At 64.5% G+C, this 18,214-nt stretch carries 16 protein-coding genes; 5 read left to right on the forward strand and 11 right to left on the reverse strand.

Translation table 11 applies throughout. The annotated features are described in order from the left end of the window. Positions 1 to 165: 165 nt before the first annotated feature. Positions 166 to 1,770, forward strand: a complete 1,605-nt coding sequence (locus tag ACQS5P_RS11405; RefSeq protein ID WP_428936744.1) for a PAS domain S-box protein — start codon at positions 166 to 168, stop codon at positions 1,768 to 1,770. 54 nt (positions 1,771 to 1,824) lie between these two features. Then, positions 1,825 to 2,460: an SGNH/GDSL hydrolase family protein gene (locus ACQS5P_RS11410; protein WP_428936745.1), complete on the forward strand. Its 636-nt coding sequence runs from the start codon at positions 1,825 to 1,827 to the stop codon at positions 2,458 to 2,460. Positions 2,461 to 2,566: 106 nt separating this feature from the next. Here ACQS5P_RS11410 and ACQS5P_RS11415 read toward each other — a convergent pair whose 3' ends face one another. The 4 genes from ACQS5P_RS11415 to ACQS5P_RS11430 are packed head-to-tail and all read right to left on the reverse strand — an operon-like array spanning position 2,567 to position 9,280. Then, entirely contained in the window at positions 2,567 to 3,490 is a 924-nt protein-coding gene (locus ACQS5P_RS11415) for a hypothetical protein (protein WP_428936746.1), read from the reverse strand. Between the two features lie 60 nt (positions 3,491 to 3,550). Continuing rightward, positions 3,551 to 5,647 (reverse strand): hypothetical protein, encoded by a 2,097-nt coding sequence (locus ACQS5P_RS11420; RefSeq protein ID WP_428936747.1) that lies wholly within the window; start codon positions 5,645 to 5,647, stop codon positions 3,551 to 3,553. Positions 5,648 to 5,698: 51 nt separating this feature from the next. Next, on the reverse strand, positions 5,699 to 7,660 hold the full coding sequence (locus tag ACQS5P_RS11425) for an ArnT family glycosyltransferase (RefSeq protein WP_428936748.1): 1,962 nt from the start codon (positions 7,658 to 7,660) through the stop codon (positions 5,699 to 5,701). An 18-nt stretch (positions 7,661 to 7,678) separates the two neighbouring features. Continuing rightward, positions 7,679 to 9,280 carry a glycosyltransferase family 39 protein gene (locus ACQS5P_RS11430; protein WP_428936749.1) on the reverse strand — a complete coding sequence of 534 codons (1,602 nt, stop codon included), beginning with the start codon at positions 9,278 to 9,280 and terminating at the stop codon, positions 7,679 to 7,681. A gap of 56 nt (positions 9,281 to 9,336) precedes the next feature. Between ACQS5P_RS11430 and ACQS5P_RS11435 the strand changes: the two genes are divergently transcribed. Then, positions 9,337 to 10,212 (forward strand): NAD-dependent epimerase/dehydratase family protein, encoded by an 876-nt coding sequence (locus ACQS5P_RS11435; protein WP_428936750.1) that lies wholly within the window; start codon positions 9,337 to 9,339, stop codon positions 10,210 to 10,212. 60 nt (positions 10,213 to 10,272) lie between these two features. On the opposite strand, the gene recN is transcribed toward ACQS5P_RS11435, so the two are convergent. Continuing rightward, positions 10,273 to 11,994 (reverse strand): DNA repair protein RecN, encoded by a 1,722-nt coding sequence (gene recN, locus ACQS5P_RS11440; protein WP_428936751.1) that lies wholly within the window; start codon positions 11,992 to 11,994, stop codon positions 10,273 to 10,275. Between the two features lie 113 nt (positions 11,995 to 12,107). After that, positions 12,108 to 12,464 carry a methionine--tRNA ligase subunit beta gene (gene metG, locus ACQS5P_RS11445; protein WP_428936752.1) on the reverse strand — a complete coding sequence of 119 codons (357 nt, stop codon included), beginning with the start codon at positions 12,462 to 12,464 and terminating at the stop codon, positions 12,108 to 12,110. Positions 12,465 to 12,622: 158 nt separating this feature from the next. Here metG and ACQS5P_RS11450 point away from each other — a divergent pair, with 158 nt between their 5' ends. Continuing rightward, on the forward strand, positions 12,623 to 12,826 hold the full coding sequence (locus ACQS5P_RS11450) for a hypothetical protein (RefSeq protein WP_428936753.1): 204 nt from the start codon (positions 12,623 to 12,625) through the stop codon (positions 12,824 to 12,826). 126 nt (positions 12,827 to 12,952) lie between these two features. On the opposite strand, the gene ACQS5P_RS11455 is transcribed toward ACQS5P_RS11450, so the two are convergent. From ACQS5P_RS11455 to ACQS5P_RS11475, 5 genes are all read right to left on the reverse strand, one after another. Then, positions 12,953 to 13,633: a glycosyltransferase family 2 protein gene (locus ACQS5P_RS11455; protein ID WP_428936754.1), complete on the reverse strand. Its 681-nt coding sequence runs from the start codon at positions 13,631 to 13,633 to the stop codon at positions 12,953 to 12,955. 95 nt (positions 13,634 to 13,728) lie between these two features. Further along, a complete protein-coding gene (locus ACQS5P_RS11460) occupies positions 13,729 to 15,090 on the reverse strand; it encodes a PhoH family protein (protein ID WP_428936755.1) in 1,362 nt (453 codons plus the stop codon). Positions 15,091 to 15,325: 235 nt separating this feature from the next. After that, entirely contained in the window at positions 15,326 to 15,733 is a 408-nt protein-coding gene (locus ACQS5P_RS11465; protein ID WP_428936756.1) for a YybH family protein, read from the reverse strand. Between the two features lie 119 nt (positions 15,734 to 15,852). After that, positions 15,853 to 16,371, reverse strand: a complete 519-nt coding sequence (locus ACQS5P_RS11470) for a putative immunity protein (RefSeq protein WP_428936757.1) — start codon at positions 16,369 to 16,371, stop codon at positions 15,853 to 15,855. Between the two features lie 106 nt (positions 16,372 to 16,477). Then, positions 16,478 to 16,876, reverse strand: coding sequence for a hypothetical protein (locus ACQS5P_RS11475; protein ID WP_428936758.1), 399 nt, complete (start codon positions 16,874 to 16,876; stop codon positions 16,478 to 16,480). 276 nt (positions 16,877 to 17,152) lie between these two features. Between ACQS5P_RS11475 and ACQS5P_RS11480 the strand changes: the two genes are divergently transcribed. Continuing rightward, complete coding sequence (locus ACQS5P_RS11480; RefSeq protein WP_428936759.1) at positions 17,153 to 18,196, forward strand: type I phosphomannose isomerase catalytic subunit; 1,044 nt, start codon at positions 17,153 to 17,155, stop codon at positions 18,194 to 18,196. The last annotated feature ends 18 nt before the right edge of the window (positions 18,197 to 18,214 follow it).

The following is an 18,214-nucleotide window of genomic DNA, read 5'->3' on the forward strand; positions in this document are numbered from 1 at the left end:
AGCGGCGGGCAATCACCAAGAGCCGCGGGCGATGCGCGGTAGATTCTTGTAGAAATCTTCGCCACGGCCGCCTAGTATGGTTTCCTGACGCCAAGTCTTCGCCCGCTCTGCGGGGCTCTGTTCACGGTACTGAGGGCATCGAATGGCGCCAAAGGAGGCGCCGACATGTCCGACTCTGCTGAACAAGTGCTTTCCCGCATGGACGCCCAACAGGCGCTGCGCGACAGCGAGGCACGCCTCAGAGCCATCTTTCAGACCGTCATCGACGGCATTGTCACCATCGACGAGAACGGCATCATTCACAGCGTCAATCCGGCGATTCAGCGGCTTTTCGGCTACCGCGAGGACGAGATGCTCGGCCATAACGTCAGCATGCTCATGCCCTCACCTTTTGCCGAGGAGCATGACCGCTATCTTAAGAACTACCTGCACACGGGTGTGAAAAAGATCATCGGAATCGGACGGGAAGTGCTCGGGCGACGCAAGGATGGCTCGACGTTTCCTATAGACCTGGCGGTGACCGAACACCTCGAGCGGGGCAGGCGGATGTTCACCGGACTGATCCGCGATGTCAGCGAACGCAAACGCGCCGAGGCCGAACGCGATTGCCTGTTGCACAGCGAGCGTGCCGCCCGCGCCGAAGCCGAACGCGCCAGCAAGGCCAAGGACGACTTTTTGGCCGCTCTCAGCCATGAGCTGCGCACTCCCTTGACTCCGGTGATGCTTACCCTCTCGCTGCTGGAGAAAGCCCCGGACATGCCCGCGCGACTCCGCCCGGACCTGGAGGTCATCCGCCGCGGTGTCGAAACCGAAGCCAGGCTCATCGACGATCTTCTGGACCTGACTCGTGTCGTCAGTGGCAAGCTGGTGCTTCGTTTTCAGACCGCCGACGTGCACGAGTTGATCCTCGCCGCCTCGCGCACGTGTGCACAAACTGACGAGATCCACCTGGACTTTGAGTTGACCGCCGCCGAGCATTACGTGCGCGCCGACCCGGCGCGGCTCCAGCAGGTGTTCTGGAACCTGCTGAGCAACGCCCACAAGTTTACCCCCATCGGAGGAAAGATCCGGGTTTGCTCCGGGAATCCCCGGCCCGGACTGGTTCGCATCGAGGTGCGCGACAGCGGACGCGGCATCGATCCGGACGTGCTGACCAGGATTTTCAACGCCTTCGAGCAGGGCGATCCGGCGGTGGCGCGGCAATTCGGCGGGCTGGGACTGGGACTGGCGATCGCGCGAGCAATCGTCGATGCCCACGGCGGGCAGATCGCCGCACACAGCGCCGGCAAGGGACACGGCGCGACGTTCACGGTGGAGCTGGCCACCGCGCCAGCGCCGGTCCCGGCGCGCCGTGCGGCGGCCGACAGCGACGCGCCCCGCCCGGAATCCGCACCATTCACGCCCGTCACCCAGCCGCTGCGAATCCTGCTGATCGAGGATCACGAGTCAACATGCAAGGTCGTCGCGCTGGCCCTGCGACACTCAGGATACGAAGTCCACACCGCCCGCGGCGCACGCGAGGCGATGGACCTGGTCGGACGCATCCACTTCGACCTGATGATCAGCGACCTGGGCCTGCCCGACGGCAGCGGCTATGACGTGATGGAACACGTGGCCAGGCATTACGGCCTGAAGGGCATTGCCCTCAGCGGCTATGGAATGAGCGACGACATTCGCCGCAGCATCGAGGCCGGCTTCAGCCAGCATCTGACCAAACCCGTGGATCTACAGTCCCTGATTGCCGCGGTTGATCAGGTCGTGGCGGGCTGAGCAGCACGATCGCGGGCGTGGACGGCCGGGCAGTTCACGGTTACATACTGGGGCATGTCCCTGAAGCTGAACAAAGACACCCGACTGCTGTTCATCGGCGACAGCATCACCGACTGCGGGCGAAGCAGCGATGCCGAGAAGCTGGGTCACGGCTACGTGCGGATCATCCGCGACTGGCTGCTGGCTCGCGAACCGGGCACCTGCCCGCAGATCATCAATGTCGGCATCAGCGGCAACAAGATTACGGATCTGGTGAAGCGCTGGCAGCGCGACGTGATCAGCCAGCAACCGGATATCGTCTCGATCAAGATCGGCATCAATGACGTGTGGCACGGGCTGAAGCCCGATCGCCAGGGCTGCCCGATCGACCAGTTCATCGCGGGGTATCGCGACATTCTCGGCCGGCTCAGGCAATCGCTGCCGCAGTGCCGGCTGGTGTTGTGCGAGCCGAGCATCATCGATCCCCCGCAGCCAGCGCACGCCAACGAGCTTCTACAGCCTTATGTGCGCGCGGTGCATGAGCTGGCGCGGGAATTTGCCGCCGACGCCGTCGTGAAACTGCATCAGGCGTTCGTCACCGCGCGCAACGTGCGGCCGGAGGTGGCATGGACCACCGACGGCGTGCATCCCACCGCAACGGGGCATACGCTGATTGCACGGACGTGGCTGGCGGCGACGGGGCTGCTGTGAGAGCGCGGCAACGTTCGTGTCACGGGCGTCCCGCCCGTGCGTTGGCCGCTCGCACGCACGGGACGACCGTGGCGCAGCCGGGCGTGCCCCGCCGCGCACACCTGCCCTATTCGGTCATGTCCCAGGCCGTGCTCCACTTCGGCTCGCCGACCTGTTTGAATCCCATCTCCGACGTGAGGATCTTCTCCATGCCCTTCAGGTGCGCCGCGCCGTAGAAGATGCCGAGCCTGCGATCTCCCTGCGCGATCCGCTGCTTCAGCACCCGCATCGCCGCCCTGTTCCGCTCGTCCACGATCACCGTGCCATTGGGCCCGCCCAGGCCAGCCAGCATCTGGTCCATCTGGCTGAAGGATCTGGCCAACACGAGCTTGAGCTGCCGCGAGCGGTCGGGACTCTGAAGTGCCTCGATGATCGCCACCAGGTCCGGCTCGGCGGCCGCCGCCTGCTCGCCCCGGCTCAGCTCGCGCAGCATCTGCTGGAGCATCAGCGTCAGCATCGACTCGCCACGATCCGCCTGCATCCGCTGAAACGTCTCGGTGTCCAGATCAGCATGCACGAAGTTGGGCGCGGTGTAATCGATCTGTTCGAGCTGGAACGACAGGTCCAGTGCCGTTTTCATGAACTGCTGAAGCATCGTGACCCACCCCATCGATCGCTGCTGTCCCGCCGCAGGACGATACCGCTTGCTCGGGCGCGTCGCAGGGTCCATGTCCCGTGGCTTGATCATCTCATACAGCAGGGCATCGTACTTGGCGAAGCTCTTGTCCAGGTCGCGATAGAAGGCGACGTCGGCGACATGGACGGCGGCGATGAGGTCCACCGTCACGCCGTCGGCGTTCTGGTAGCTCACCACCGACGCCTCCAGCCGTCCGCCGCCGCGATCGTCCGGCACAAAACGCAGGAACTTGGAGTCTGCCGAGCCATCGCCCGGGCGCGTCGCCTGCGCCGCGGCCACGCTGCCATTCCAAATGGCGATCCACCAGGCCAGGATCAGCACAGGCCCACCGACGCGTGCGATGCGGGATTTCATGGCGATGCACCTTTCCGGCGATGAAGACGCCACCCGTGTACGACTTGCTCGAATTATTGATCATGTTCGCGACGATTTCCCGCCGTCAAGCGGTTTGCTGGACGGTCCGCTGGCAGGTTTGGGTGGCGGCGGGGGCTTGTGCATGACCTCGACGATCTGCCAGAACATCTGCCGTCGATCCAGCCGAAGCTCCGCCCGGCGTGGGCGACGTTTGCCCGGTTCCTGCGCGACGGGGCGAACCACGGGCGTGGCCCAGGCGCTGAGCACTTCCAGGTCGTACTTGTCGGGGTTGAGCCGACGCAGGATCTCCATGCCCCCGAAGCTGCCGCGAAGCCCGGTGCTGCGCCTTCGCAGCGGCGGATCGGTATCACGTCGCTGCACCACCACGAACACCCGCCGCCCCGAATCCAATGCCTGGCTGATCAACCGCCGCTGCTGCTCGTCGAGCTGTGCCTGCGTATGGTCCTTCAGTCGCCGATACAGCGAATCGCGTCGTCCCGGGTCCCAGCCCTGCGGCTCGTCCGGGTCCATCCGCGGCAGGTTGTCGATGAACCATTTGTTGAACGTCTCGCCGCTGTACAGCTTGTAGTCGCGGACGAACTGAAGGTGATGCAGCAGGCCGTTATCCTGCGCGAAGACCACCGCTCCCGCCGGCGCCACGGCCAGCACTTCGTCGGTGTTGAAGCGGAGCATCAGCCGCGTGTACTGATCCGATTCAGCGTTGAACGCGGTGTTGTGGGCATGCACCGCGACCGCGATCCCGGTCACGCCCGCGAACGACGCCCGTGCCAACCTCGCCGGCCATCGATCGGCTGCATTGGCATCCAGCCACTGCACGCTCTGATCGAACAACCAGAAGGCGCACAGCAGCAGCGCGGGCAGGATCGTTGTGAAGAACCGCATGTAGCCGATGTACATTGTCTGCTGCACCGGCACGGGATCCGGTGCCCAGTAGTAGCAGGTGTAGACGATCAGGCACGGCAGGATCCACATCGCCATGATCAGCCCTAGCCGCCAGCTTCGACTCAGCATCGCCAGCAGACCGATCAGCGAAAACGGAAAAACGAAGTAGAGCGCGACGGAGCCGAGCTGGCGGATCGTCGTTTCCCAGTTGTCCTGCGCGTACTGGAGGGAAAAGCCGATGCTTTCGTTGGTGCCGTCGTAACCGGTGAGCCGCCCCATCGACGCCAGGTTGTAGCTGAGCAGCAGCGCCACGGGAATCAGCCAGCCGAACAGCGCCCAGGCCGACTCGCCCCACGAGCGCCACGAGCGCGTCTGAAGCTTGAGCAATACGACCGTCAGCAGCGGCAGAATCAGCAGCGCTTCGGTGTAGCGGATGGTCGCGGCGGAGCCGAGCAACAGACCGGCCCCAAAGAGCAGCCACGGAATCGCGGATCGCCTCTGCCGATCTGTTCTGCCCTGTGCCTGCTGACCTGCGCCGTGGCCTTGCCACCAGTTCAGCAATAGGTACATCCCCCACGCGACTGCGCAGGTGGCGGTGGCGTGGCTGTTGGGGTTGGTCGTGCAGCCGCCGATCACGGGGCTGAAGGCGAACACCGCCGCCGCGCAAAACGCCCACAAGCTTCGCACGAACAGCCGCAGCAGCAGAAATGTCGCCAGCACCGCAAGCGACATCGCCACCGGATTGATCCAGTACGCCAGAAGCGGCCCCCAGCGCTGGCCGCCGACCCACAGCGCCGCGGCGACCAGCGCCGGCAGGCCGATGGGGTATTTGGGGTAGTATCGCTCCTGTGGCGTGCCGAAGTCGGCGCCGACCCACATCCGCCCGACGAACTGATGCGGATCGAACTCCGTCGAAGCCGTCCCGGGGCGTGTCGGAATCAGTCTCATCGTCAGGTTCTCCGCCAGCATCCGCCCGCCGACCAAATATCCGTTTTGATCCACCCCGGGATGCGCCGGAACCCAGTAGATCGTGCTGATGACGAAGAACCCAATGACCAGCAGCACCGCCAGCGACGTGTGGAACCATCGGTCCAACGCCGTGTCGGATGATCGAGCCGATGGTTCGAGTTGGCACGTGTCACGACCGTCCCGGCCGCGCCGGATGTTATTGATTGCCGATGAATCCTGATCCGCGCGCTGCGTGCGTGCGGACACCTCCGGCACGGGCGGGTCGCCCGCGATGCTGTCGGCCACTTGTATCACCTGCAATTCACCCATCGCATTCGTGCAAGAGATCTGACGTGATTAACTACCGTTGCCCGGCGCGGTCGTTGCGGTTGCGGGCGGCTGCGTCGCCGTATGCAAAGACGCCTGCGCCCGCGTGATCTCATAGAGCTGCCACGTCTGCGCCGAGCGGCCGGCGGCGAAGCTTCGCGGCGGGGGCATCAACGCCGTCTGCTCGATGTTCGGCAGGCTCAGCAGCTCCTTCCATCGCGCCAGCGGCTTGGCCTGATACGTCTGGCCGATGCCGAATTGAAGACGAAACCCCGAGGACCAGTCCACCGCCTGCACCAGAAACGCGCGACGCCCGCTGCCGAGCGCCGCGGCGATGATCCGGTCCTGCCGCTGCATCAGGTCGATCGGTCTGGAGTTCAGATACACCACATCGTTCAGCCACCGTTCCCGTGCCGGCTGGAGCGGATGCGGCTGGTCGGAGCTGGTGTCCCCGCCGAAGCGCACCCCCGGGCGCCAGCGAAACGCCTGCATCGAGTACAGTTCGTAATCCCCTTGCCACTGGATGAAGTTGAGCAGCCCGCTCATCCAGCCGCGCTGCTCGATGAAGAGCACGGATCCCGCCGGCACGCGCTGGATGATGGTGTCGGTGGTATAGGCCAGATTCCAATTGCTGGCCACGTCGCGCAGCATCACCGGCAGGGCGTTGCGTAACCCCACCGCCGACGCGAACGCCACCACAACGCCCGCCGCGATCGGCGCCGCGAACGATCGTCTGCCCTCGGCCGGCTGGCTCTTGCCCTGCTGCGTCACATACCACACCGCCGCCAGGATCATCGGTGGAAACAGAGTCAGGAAGAACCGCAGATACGCCCACGACATCGATGCCCGGCCCCAGTAGTACGACGTGTAGACCACCATCCCCGGCACAAGCCACAGCATCAGGATCAGCGCGATTCGCCAGTTCCACCGCCACATCATCGCCAGCCCCAGCACCGCCAGCGGCAGAATGAAGAACACGCCGTAGTCGTAGAGCTGCTGGAACACCGTCTCCCACTGGTCGCGCAGGCGGGCAAGCGTGAAAGCGCTGCTTTCGTTGGTTGTGTCGTACCCGGTGATAGTGCCCATCGCGAAACAGTTGAACCCGAGCATCCAGAGCACAGGAACCAGCCAGCCGACCAGCGGCATCGCCGCGCGCGGATAACTGGCGCGCTCTGTCCATCGCACTATCAGCAGCGCCGTCACCGCAAGCGGAATCACCAGCAGCCCTTCGGTGTATCGGATCGTCATCGCGTAGCCGAGCACAAACCCCGCCAGCGCGCCGCGCCACCCCGATCCGGTCTGCCACCATCGCAGCAGCAGATACATCCCCCAGGTCGCAAACGCCAGCGCCGGACCATGACTCCAGGGCATATTCGCCATCACCAGCGCCGTGTAGTTGCTGCCCAGCAGGATCATGGCCAGGATTCCGGCGAAGGATCCGGCCAGCAGGCGCGTCATCAGGAACATCGCCACCAGCGCCAGCGATGTGCAGATCGGGCTGATCAGCAGCGCCCAATGCTTGCCGCGCTGCCAGTCGATCCACAGCGGAATCGCGTTCAGCAGCGGCAGTCCCGGCGGATACTTGGGATAGAACCACGCATCGCTGGCCGAGGCGGGCTCTCCCGCCAGCACCCACATGCCCCCGACATACTCAAGCGGGTTGTCGGGCTTGAATCCCGTCGAGCCGCTGCGGGCCAGTTGCTTGCCGCCGACCAAATATCCGTTCTGATCCACGCCCGGCGTGGCTGGCGCCCAGAAGTGCAGCAGCATCATGAAATAGCCCAGGGCGAGCGCGACGGCCAGCAGCGCGCAGGCTCGGCGCTGGCCAGCCGGCTCGGGGTCGGGCAAGCCCGCTTCCGCCAGGCGCGGCTCCGCTGCGCGGGGCGCAGGCGCGGTCGCGATGCCCGCCACGAACGCATCCGCCGCCGCGGCAGCGCTCTGCCCCGCCGGTGCGTCAGTAACCTCGCCGCCGATCTGCCGTGTTGTGATCATCGTCTGTTCATCCGCTCATCAACGCGTGGTTGATGTGGTTGCCGGCGCCGTCGCCGCTCGCTGCTGCGCCGCCAGACGCTGCGCCTCCAGTTCGGCCTTGGCTGCGAGGATGCCGGCGCTGGGCCGGATGTTGGCGGCCTTGTCAAAACACCGCCCCGCCTCCTCCCAGTCTCTGCGCATCATCGCGATCACGCCACACTGTTTCCAGATATCCCAGTATTCCGGGAGCATCTCGGTCCCGCGGCGGACGACCTGCTCGGCTTCGTCAAGCTGCCCACGCGCCGCGTACTCCGCCGCCAGCAGCATCACCAGCCGAATCGACTGCGGCTGCTCTTCCAGCGACTTGCGGTAGAACTCCAGGCGGTCGTTCCATCGCGCCGCGTAGGTGACGGTGCGGATCGAGCCAGGGACCAGCGCGATTGTCGTAAACGCCACGAGGATCGGTCTGCTCAGGCGCGTCATCGCCATCGCCACCAGCAGAAGGAAGAACGCCGAAGGCAGGTACATCAGTCGCTCGGCGAAGTTGACCCCGATCAGGGCGACGATGTTGCCGACGAGTCCGTACGACAGCGCCAGTGCCAGCGCCGCGAACACCCCCGCCGCCGATCGCTTCAGCAGTGCAACGAGCATCACGGCGCACCAGGCCACGACCGCCGTGGCGCCGATCCACAGATACGGATCGCCCCAGGACACGCTCCAGCCGATGACTTTCGCACCGTAATCCGGCGAAAGCTTGATCGGCAGCACCAGCAGCGCCGCGTATCGGCCCAGCAGTGCCAGCGGCATCAGCCACCGGTCGCGACCAACGCTGCCCCCGTACGGGTGCCACTCGCTGGGAACCATGGGGTTGATCGTCCAATCCAGGAAATTCCGATCCCACCAGAACTTCAGGATCGACTCGCGCCACACCACATACCCGGCCAGCCCCCAGCACAGCAGCAGGGTCAGCAGGAGCCTGCCCTGCCGAAGCCGCGCCGGATCGATCGGGGGCTGCGCTGTCGTCGAATCGGCATCCTGACGGATCAGCAGAAGCCGTCGCGACAGCGCCAGAGTCAGCAGCAGCGCCGGCACGAGCATGCCCTGCTCCTTGCTCAGCAGCGCCAGGACAAAGCAAGCTGTGATCGCGACAGCGCGGCCGGGGGTGAGCGGCTTGAGCATCAGCACCAGCGCGCCCAGCGTCCCCAGGGCGCACATCAACTCCGCCCGCCCGACGATATTGGCCACCGCTTCCACGTGAATGGGATGCGCCGCGAACAGCAGCCCCGCCACCCAGGCCGCGCGCTGTCCCGCCAGCCGCCGCGCCAGCTCCGCGGCGCACGCACTGACGGCCCCATGCAGCAGCACGTTGACCAGGTGAAAGGCCCACGGCCGGTCCCCGTGCAACCACCACTGGATCGCGTAGGTCATCGAGACCAGCGGGCGATACAGGTTGTCCACCCCGCCGTTGTAGCTCTCGGTCCAGTACAGGTGCCAGCGGGCCGGATCCCTGAGGCGCGGGTCGTTCTGGATGATGCCGTGGTCGTCGTAGACGTATGTCCCGCCGATGCAGATCGCGAACAGCGCGATCCCCACCACCGCCGACAGCAGCGCCGGAAGATGTCTGCCACCAACGCGAATCACCGACTCACCTTTTCAGCAATAGCATCCGATCCCCGCCGCCCGTAATATCTTGCCCCATGCCAGAGAAAATGCGAGTCGTGGTGACCGGGTCCAGCGGCCGAATCGGGCAGCACGTGGTGCGCGAGCTGCTCGAGCGCGGCCACGACGTGACCAGCGTCGATCTTCGCCCGCCCCCAACGCCCCAGTCGCACTTCATCCAGGCCGACCTGCGCGACCGGGCGAAGGTGCGGTCGATCTTCGAGCAGGCCGAGGCGGTCTGTCACCTGGGCGAGATCCCCACGATCCCGCGGGATATGCCCCCGGAAGACGTGTACGCCCACAATACACGAATCGCCTCGGCGGTTCTCCAGGCGGCGGCGGACCTGAAGCTGAAGCGAATGATCTACACCAGCTCGGCCCAGGTCTACGGCGCCTGGGGTTCGGGGCTGGCGCTGACGTTCGTCAGGCTGCCGATGGACGAGACCCACCCGCTTCGCCCGCGAAACGCCTATTCGCTGGCCAAGGTCGCCGCCGAACAGTACGCGCAGGTGATGGCCGAGCGGTTCGGGCTGTCGGTGGCGGCGTTTCGGTTTCCCTGGGTGGAGCCGGACGAGCCTGACGAGCGATACTTCCGGCATCTGGAGACCGACACGCGTCCGTCGGAAGGCGCCTACAGCTACGTCCACGTCACCGACGCCGCCCGCGCGTATGCCCTGGCCCTGGAGCACCCGCGGCCCGGGTTCGAGGCGTATCACTTTTCCGCCGAGGATGTGCGAACCCTGATGCCCATTCGCCAGCGGCTGCTACAGGACAATCGTGGCGAGCCTGAGCTGCCGCCGGACTGGCCCGACCACAAGAGTCCGATCCTGACCGACAAGGCGCGGGAGCATTTCGGCTGGCGTGCGCAGTGGAGCATCCTGGAGCGCTATTACCGCTGGGTCCGCAACCGCTGAAAAAGGGGTCGGGAGTCTTTTCGCTTCCTGCAACGCACTGGAGGTTCAGTTCGGCGCGCGCTAACCGGAAAAGACTCCCGACCCCTTTGTTCGGCGACGCCCGCTGCCCGTCGCGGCGGCGGCCAGAAGCTCACGCGCCTGCGCACGCGTCGTCTCGGTCACGTTCTGCCCGCCAATCATCTCGGCAAGCTCCTCCAGTCGCTGCTGGCCTTCCACCAGCCGCACCGTCGTCTGCGTCTGATGATCCGCCACCGTCTTGCGAACCGTCAGGTGTCGATCCGCAAACGCGGCGATCTGCGGCAGGTGGGTGATGCACAAGACCTGATGATGCCTGGCCAATTCACGCAGCTTGGCGCCGATGACCGAGCCGAGCCGCCCGCCGACGTTCGCGTCGATCTCGTCGAAGACCAGAACGGAAATGCGCTCGCCCTCTGACAGCACCCCCTTGATCGCCAGCATGATCCGTGACAGCTCGCCTCCGGAAGCGATCTTGCGCAGCGGATACGCCGGCAGACCCGGATTGGTCTGAACCATGAACTCGATTTCGTCGCCGCCGGCAGGTCCCAGGCCCGAAGGGCTGGCTTTCAGCTCGACGTGGAATCGCGCCTTGTCCATTCCGAGCTGGCCGAACTGTTGCTCGATGAGCGGCGCGAGTTTTTTCGCCGCGGACTGTCGCCTGGACGTCAGCTCCGCCGCCAGCGCTTCAAGCCGCCGGCTCAGTGGCTCGATCTGGCTTTGCAGCGATGCCAGGTCGTCGCCGGCGCGCTCCAGTTCGGCGATCTTGCGCGCAAGCTCGGCGCGGTATTCCAGCACCAGCGGAACCGTCTCGCCGTACTTGCTCAGGATGCGATTGATCGTATTCAAGCGATCATTGACCTCGGCCAGCTCCGACGGATCCAGCTCCAGCCGGTCCAGGTACCTGCCCAGGTCGAAGGCCGAATCCTCCAGCTCGATGGTGGCTTCGCGAACGGCCTGGGCAACGGGCTTGAGATTGCCGTCCAGCATCGCCAGTTCCGACAACACCGCCGAGATCGTCTTCAACCGCTCCAAGACCGCGCCGTCGGTTTCGTAGAGGGCGGCGTAGGCGGCGCCGGCGTCCTTCTTGAGCTTTTCCAGGTTCTGGAGCACCGACGCACGAGCGCGAAGCTCCTCGAACTCAACAGCGTTCGGCTCGGCGTTGTCGATCTCCTGGGCCTGAAAGCGATACAACTCGAGCTGTTGCTGGCGAAGCGTTCGGCCGGCGGTCAGCTCCTGGAGCCGCTGCTGCGCGTCGCGCAGCCTCTGGTACACGTCGTGGTACTGCTCGCGCAGTGCTTCGAGGTTCGCGTAGTGGTCGATGACCTGGAGCTGGTTTGACGGCTTGAGCAGGTACTGGTGGTCGTGCTGGCCGTGCACATCCACAAGCAACTCGGCCACGCTCTTGAGCATCGCCAGCGTGATCGGATGACCGTTGAGGCTGACGCTGCTGCGCCCCGAAGCGTAAAGGCGGCGGGTGAGCAGGATTTCGCCGCCTTCGGAACAGACGGGTACGTCGGTGGCGCGTTCGATCAGCGCCAGCGTGTGCGAATCTCGCAGCTCGAAAACGCCGCTGACGCGGGCCTCTTCGGCGCCGCTGCGGAGCATCTCCGCGCCGCTACGCAAGCCCAGCAGCAGCTCGATGGCGCCGATGACCAGGCTCTTGCCCGCGCCGGTGGCGCCGGTGAAACAGTTCAGCCCCGGATGCAGCTCGATCCGCGCATCGGCAATCACCGCGAGGTTGGAAATGTGAAGCTCGCGAAGCATGTCCTTGAAGGATCAAGGCACAAGGGTGAAGGATCAAGACACTCAGGCACGAAGCCGCCAACCGCAATGGCTTGCCTGATGGTTGCCTCGCGCCCGCTTGTTCATCCTTCAGTTCAGCTTACCTTGCTCCCCGGCGCCACGGGTTCGGCGGGGGTGATGATCACCACCCGGCCGCTCTGCGCGTCGGTGGCGGCCAGGAGCATGCCATTGCTGATCTCCCCGCGCATCTGCCGCGGCGCCAGATTCGCCACCACCACAAGCTGCTTGCCGACAAGCTGCTCGGGCTGATAGTGCTGCCGAAGCCCCGCGCAGATCTGCCGGCGCTCTCCATTGCTCAATTCGATCTGAAGAACCAGCAGCTTGTCAGCGTTGGCGTGAGGCTTGCACTCGATGACCGTGGCGACACGAAGGTCCAGCTTGGCAAAATCGTCGTAGTTGATCGTCGTCTGCGTCGTTTGTGTCGTGTCCATCAGGTGTCCTCAGTTGGGGCCTTGCGAAACTGTACACTTTATGCCGCCAGCACTACCCCGCCAAGTGAATCCACGCAGCATTCGTGTCCGTGCTGGCCTTCCTGGCCCGACCTTTGCGGAATGCCTTGGCGCACTTTTGCACTCGAAAGGAGAGCGCTATGCGACGCTACCCCATGGTTCTACTTCTGTGCGCGTCGATGCTGGCATCGGCCCCGCTGTTCGTCGGCTGCGACGAGACCGTCGAACATGAACGCAAGGTGGATGTCAAGGATGATGGCACTGTCGTCCGCGAAGAAAAGAAGGTCACCGAAAGCCCCAGCGGAGATGTGACCAAGACAGAAACCAAGTCCGTGGACAAGTGATTGGCTCGATCAGCTTCAAGAGGCGCAGAGCCTGGGGATGCCCAGATTCCCAGGCTCTGTTTTCGCGCGATTGACGCTCAATGTTTTTTCTGCGCGGACGCGACGCCGTGACACAGCGCAGCACGCTCACGCCCAGGCGTAGCGGAAGATCGTGTAGAGGATCTTGTAGCCGGCGCGGATCGAGCCACGGATCGTGCCGGAAATCTTGCTTTGCCCGATCCGCGGGCGGTAATCGACGGGAACCTCCAGAATGCGGAGCCGGCGGCGGGCGGCTTTGATCTGCATCTCGACCGTCCAGCCAAAGTTCGTGTCGGTCATGTTCAGATCCTTCAGCGCGCGCCACGTGATCGCGCGAAACGGACCCAGATCGGTATAGCGCTGGCGGAAGAGAATACGCATGAGCAGGCAGGCGAGCCTGTTGCCGAAGATGGCCTGCGGCAGCAGCGCGCCCGGCGGCTGGGGCTTGAGCATGCGCGAGCCGATGACGAAATCCGCCTCGCCTCGCGCGATGGGCCCGACGATCAGCGGCAGTTGCTCGGGATAGTCGGAAAAGTCGCCGTCGATGAACGCGACGATTTGAGGTTGGTCTTGAGAAGGCAGCGATTCGAGAAAGGCCAGTCCGGCCAGGCATGCCGAGCCATATCCCCGCCGCGGCGCCGGCACGACCGTCGCGCCCGCCGCCCGCGCCACCTCGGCCGTGCGGTCCGTCGAACCGTTGTCCGCCACCACGATCCGCTGCGCCCACTCTTTCGGCAACGCCCGGATCACCTGCCCGATGGACGCCTGCTCATTCCAGGCCGGAATCACCACCGCAACCGTCGGGATTGCGGATTGTGCCCTGGAGATTGTAAAGCCCCCGGACCGAATTGCAGCCGATCCGCAATCCACATTCCGCAATCCACTCAAAGCTCCTCCGTCACCAAGCTCGCCAGTTCGCTTCGCTCGCTCTTGGCCAGCGTGACGTGGCCGACGATGGGCTTGCCTTTCAGCCGCTCGACCAGATAGCTCAACCCGTTGCTGGAGCTGTCCAGGTACGGGTTGTCGATCTGCGTTGCGTCGCCAGTGAGAATCAGCTTGGTGCCATCCCCGACGCGACTGGCGATCGTCTTGACCTCATGCGGCGTGAGGTTCTGCGCCTCGTCCACAATCATGAACTGGTTGGGGATCGATCGCCCGCGGATGTAGGTGAGCGGTTCGAGCACGACCTGCCCGGACTCGATGAGCTGGTTGATCCGCTGCTCGACGCTGGAGAGCTGCGCGTGGGTGGCGTGCGCGGCTTCGCCGGAGAGGCGATTGCTCAACAGATAGGCCATGTTGTCGAAGATCGGCTGCATCCAGGCGGTGAGTTTTTCGTCCTTTCCTCCGGGCAGGTAACCGATGTCGCGTCCCAGCGGCATGATCGGCCGGGCGCACAGCAGCTTCTGATAGACCTGCTCGTTGAGGGTCTTGGTCATCCCCGCCGCCAGCGCCAGCAGTGTCTTTCCGGTTCCCGCCCCGCCGAGCAGTGAGACGAGCTTGACCGAATCGTCCAGCAGCAGCTCCAGGGCCATCGTCTGCTGGAGGTTTCGCGGCATGATGCCGAAGACCGGCCCGCGGCGGGGTCGCACCGGCGTGAGCAGCCCGCTGTCGGCGCGATAGCGCGCCAGGGCCGTGTGCGCCTCGTTTACCTCATCCTTGAGCAGCACGAACTCATTGGCCACCAGCGGCTCGTCAGCGCCAACCTCCAGCCTGTACTGCCTTTTGGCGAACAGCTCGTCGATCACGCTGGAGGGCACGCGCACTTCCCGCCAGCCGGTGTACAGCCGCTCGAAATCGACCTTCTGCGCCTCGAAGTCTTCGGTTTTCAGTCCCAGGGCATCGCTCTTGATCCGCGCGTTGATGTCCTTGGAGATGAAAACGACCTGCTTGCCCTCCTGATGCAGGGCATAGGCGCAGCAGATGATCCGGTTGTCCGGCGTGTTGATCGTCAACCCGGGGCACAGCTTCTGATCTTCCTCGAGGATCACCCGCACACGCCCGCCAGTCTGGCTGATCACCACGCCTTCGGAAAGCTTGCCCTGGCTGCGCAGGTGATCCAGATGGCGGATCACCGTTCGCGCGTTGCGCCCCAGGTCGTCGGTGCTGGCCTTGAACTTGTCCAGCTCCTCGATGACGTCGAAGGGGATCACCACCTCGTTGTCCTTGAACATGAACAGCGCGTTGGGGTTGTGAAGCAGGACGTTGGTGTCCAGCACGAAATGCTTGATGTGGCCGTTGGTACTCAAGGTCGTCGCTTGCAGGTTGTCGGTTGTCTGTTGCTTCTGGACCTGACGGGCATTATGAACCGATAGGCCTCAATAGACAACCAGCAGCCAGCAACCGATAAACACGAGCCTGTATCCTTTGGAATCAGCCCCGGCGGTCTAACCGGAACAGTCTGCAGAAACGGCCGCGATCAGGAGAACAGATCCGCCGCACAGCGCCGCGGTGAGCGCAACCCGGTTCCGCGGCAGCGCATGCTCAGGCGGCCTGGTCATCGCTTGAATGGGAGCATAGAGTGTGCGCATCTCGGGCCAGGAGCCAGCGGCCGTCGGGCTGCTGGCGGTATACGGTGAGACGATGACCCGCTAGCTGCATCGCTTCTCCGCCGGCGCGAGGGATCACTGATAACGAATCCCGGCTCCGCGTGTAGGCAACCTGGCCGACGACCACGATCTCTTCCAAGTCGCTGATGCAATGGATTCGCGCCCTTTGGTGAGCGGCCCCGAAGCCGGCGGAAAAACCATCCCGGCCGAACGGCTCATGGCCGGGATTGAGGAACACCACATCGTCCGCCATCAAGCTGAGCAGGCACGCAAGATCGCCCGCATTGACGGCATCGATCCAGGTTGAGTGCACCTGGCGGATCGCTCGCTGATCAGGTCCCATCTGGAGCTCCATTGGCCGGCATGCCGCTGACGGACCGACGTTCGTTGGCTGGCACCGTATCGACCCGCTTGGACTCTACCAGAACGCTCCGCGCGGGGCCGGTGCATTGCAGCGTGTGGTCAGGCCACCTGATAGCCGGATTTGCGACCTCGTTTGCCGGCGCCTGGCCGCACACCCCATCGCTTCAATCGAGCTTTGACGCCGGACGACACCTGCGCACGAAGGTGAGTCGGAAGTTTGGCCAGTTGTGACTTCAGCTCGGGGTCGCTGGGAGCGCCAGATGCCTCCAGGGCTTTCATCGCGTACAGCAAAGCGCCCATGCTATGGTCTGCGGCGTGCGCCGTCGCGGCCGCCTGCCCTGCCGCACGCGCAGCGGCGATCGCGGCCTTGTCCCTGGCCTCTCGCGCCGCTGCATGAGCAGCCAACGAAGCCTTCATCGCCACACCTGTCTTGACTTTTCCATCGGCCCACGCGCGGACGGTGTCCAGCGCCTGCTGCGGTCGGACGTCGCTGCAATGGCGGGCAAAAAGGGGCAACACCCGCTCGGCACAATCGGCAGCCCATCGGGCAAGCAAAACGTGATCTGCTCGCTCCAGTGGACCGCCTCGATGGACGGCAATGAATCGTCGATCTTTCATACGATTGTCGTGGCGGCCAAACCGACCGATGTTCAGCGGCCGGCCGGGCGACGAGCCACCTCTGGAATCACGCGGACCGCGACGCCCGGTCCGCTCGAGCGGCAGGTTATACGTTGGCCGCGCCCGCCGCGGAAGCGAGTCGTTTCAGCGCCTCGATTACGCGCTCGTCCTTAACCTCTTGAAGCCCAAAACCGAAGTTCCCCATGCTCCGAAGAAACTCCGGAAACCACTCCTCGTCGTTCAGCGGGACGGGTGGGCGGAAGACATGCCCAGGTCCAGAGGCGGAATGTTTGAATCCCTCTTCGGCGGCGTCGCTCACGTCCTCAACGCGGAACACGCTGCCGAGGGCGTAGCGACGCCTGCCCAGACCTTCGCCTGTGATGAACCAGACGATGTCGCCGACAAGACGATCGACAGACTTGCTCGTGAGAAGCCGAAGCGGGTCGCCCTCGTGCAACGGCCGTCCCATTCGCTCCGCGTTGTGATAGGCGATGAAGTGTCTCATCCGCTTCTCTGTCGCTCAATCCCCGTTTCTCTTGTCCCACAGCGCGTTGTTGCCGGATCGATGGATACAAGTATAGCCGTGTGCGGCGGGGGAAAGTGCAGATTTACGATGCTGGCGGCAACTATTCTTGTTCAATCTGAACAGGTGCCTTACAGTGCTCGGGCATGCAAATTCGAGCCGCACAATTACCGTCGCGGCCGGCGCCACGGGGATCGCCAGGCGCGCTCGGGAACGCAGCCCGGTGCGGCCGGTTGATCCACGCAAGGGGAACATGCCATGCCATCAACGCTGTATCCGATGAAGTTCAAGCCGCGATTCGTGGAGAAAATCTGGGGCGGGCGGAAGTTCGAGACTGTGCTGGGCAAGACGCTGCCCCCGGACAAACGGATCGGCGAAAGCTGGGAGCTGTACGACTTTCCGCCCGGGGTCATCGAAGGCGAAACCGGCTGGGTCAGCGCCGCGGTCGCCAATGGTCCGTTGGCCGGGCGAACGCTGCACGAGCTGATCGTCGAGTATGGCAGCGCGATCCACGGCGACGTGCCGCTGCTTGAACCTCACGGACAGTTCCCGATCCTGATCAAGTTTCTCGACGCCCGCGAGGATCTGTCCGTCCAGGTCCATCCCGACCAGAAGTACGCGCAGGCTCACGCCGACGCGCACCTCAAGAGCGAGGCATGGTACGTGCTGCAATGCGAGCCGGGCTCGCGGATCCTCAAGGGCCTGGTGCCCGGCACGACCCGCGAGCAGTTTCGCCTGGCCATTCAGCAGGGCAGCGTCGAATCGCTGATCCGGGCCATCCCCGTGAAGGAAGGCGACTGCTACTACCTGCCCAGCGGCACGGTGCACGCGCTGGGCGCCGGCATCCTCGTCGCCGAGGTGCAGACCCCCAGCGACACGACTTTCCGCGTTTTTGACTTTAACCGCATAGACCCGGGAACCGGCAAGCCGCGCAAGCTGCACGTCGAGCAGGCCCTTGAGTGCATCGACTTCACCGGCGCGATCGACAGACTGGCCCAACAGAGGCGCAGCCACGTCGCCGGCCTGCACACCACCGTCACGCAACTGGTGAGCTGTCCGTACTTCAAGATCGAGAAGGTGCGGATGATCGAGGGGATCGAAGAGCCCATTCCCTACGACGAGCCTGTGGTATGGATGATGCTCAGTGGCGAGGCGCACCTGAGCGTGGCGGACATGCAGGAGCCCACGATCGTGCGTCGTGGCGAAACGGTCCTGCTGCCGGCGGCGATGAAGAACCCAACGATCAAGACGACCAGCGACTGCGTGTGGCTGGAGGTGACGTTTCCAACGAAGCGGTCGTGATCAACTCGGCATCAGTGA

This window comes from Fontivita pretiosa (assembly GCF_050410795.1).
GTDB lineage: Bacteria > Planctomycetota > Phycisphaerae > Tepidisphaerales > Tepidisphaeraceae > Fontivita > Fontivita pretiosa.

Coding starts and splice junctions, on each gene's coding strand:
- ACQS5P_RS11405 (WP_428936744.1), top strand. CDS start 166: ATGTCCGACTCTGCTGAACAAGTGCTTTCCCGCATGGACGCCCAACAG.
- ACQS5P_RS11410 (WP_428936745.1), top strand. CDS start 1,825: ATGTCCCTGAAGCTGAACAAAGACACCCGACTGCTGTTCATCGGCGAC.
- ACQS5P_RS11415 (WP_428936746.1), bottom strand. CDS start 3,490: ATGAAATCCCGCATCGCACGCGTCGGTGGGCCTGTGCTGATCCTGGCC.
- ACQS5P_RS11425 (WP_428936748.1), bottom strand. CDS start 7,660: ATGATCACAACACGGCAGATCGGCGGCGAGGTTACTGACGCACCGGCG.
- ACQS5P_RS11435 (WP_428936750.1), top strand. CDS start 9,337: ATGCCAGAGAAAATGCGAGTCGTGGTGACCGGGTCCAGCGGCCGAATC.
- recN (WP_428936751.1), bottom strand. CDS start 11,994: ATGCTTCGCGAGCTTCACATTTCCAACCTCGCGGTGATTGCCGATGCG.
- metG (WP_428936752.1), bottom strand. CDS start 12,464: ATGGACACGACACAAACGACGCAGACGACGATCAACTACGACGATTTT.
- ACQS5P_RS11450 (WP_428936753.1), top strand. CDS start 12,623: ATGCGACGCTACCCCATGGTTCTACTTCTGTGCGCGTCGATGCTGGCA.
- ACQS5P_RS11465 (WP_428936756.1), bottom strand. CDS start 15,733: ATGGGACCTGATCAGCGAGCGATCCGCCAGGTGCACTCAACCTGGATC.
- ACQS5P_RS11470 (WP_428936757.1), bottom strand. CDS start 16,371: ATGAAAGATCGACGATTCATTGCCGTCCATCGAGGCGGTCCACTGGAG.
- ACQS5P_RS11475 (WP_428936758.1), bottom strand. CDS start 16,876: ATGAGACACTTCATCGCCTATCACAACGCGGAGCGAATGGGACGGCCG.
- ACQS5P_RS11480 (WP_428936759.1), top strand. CDS start 17,153: ATGCCATCAACGCTGTATCCGATGAAGTTCAAGCCGCGATTCGTGGAG.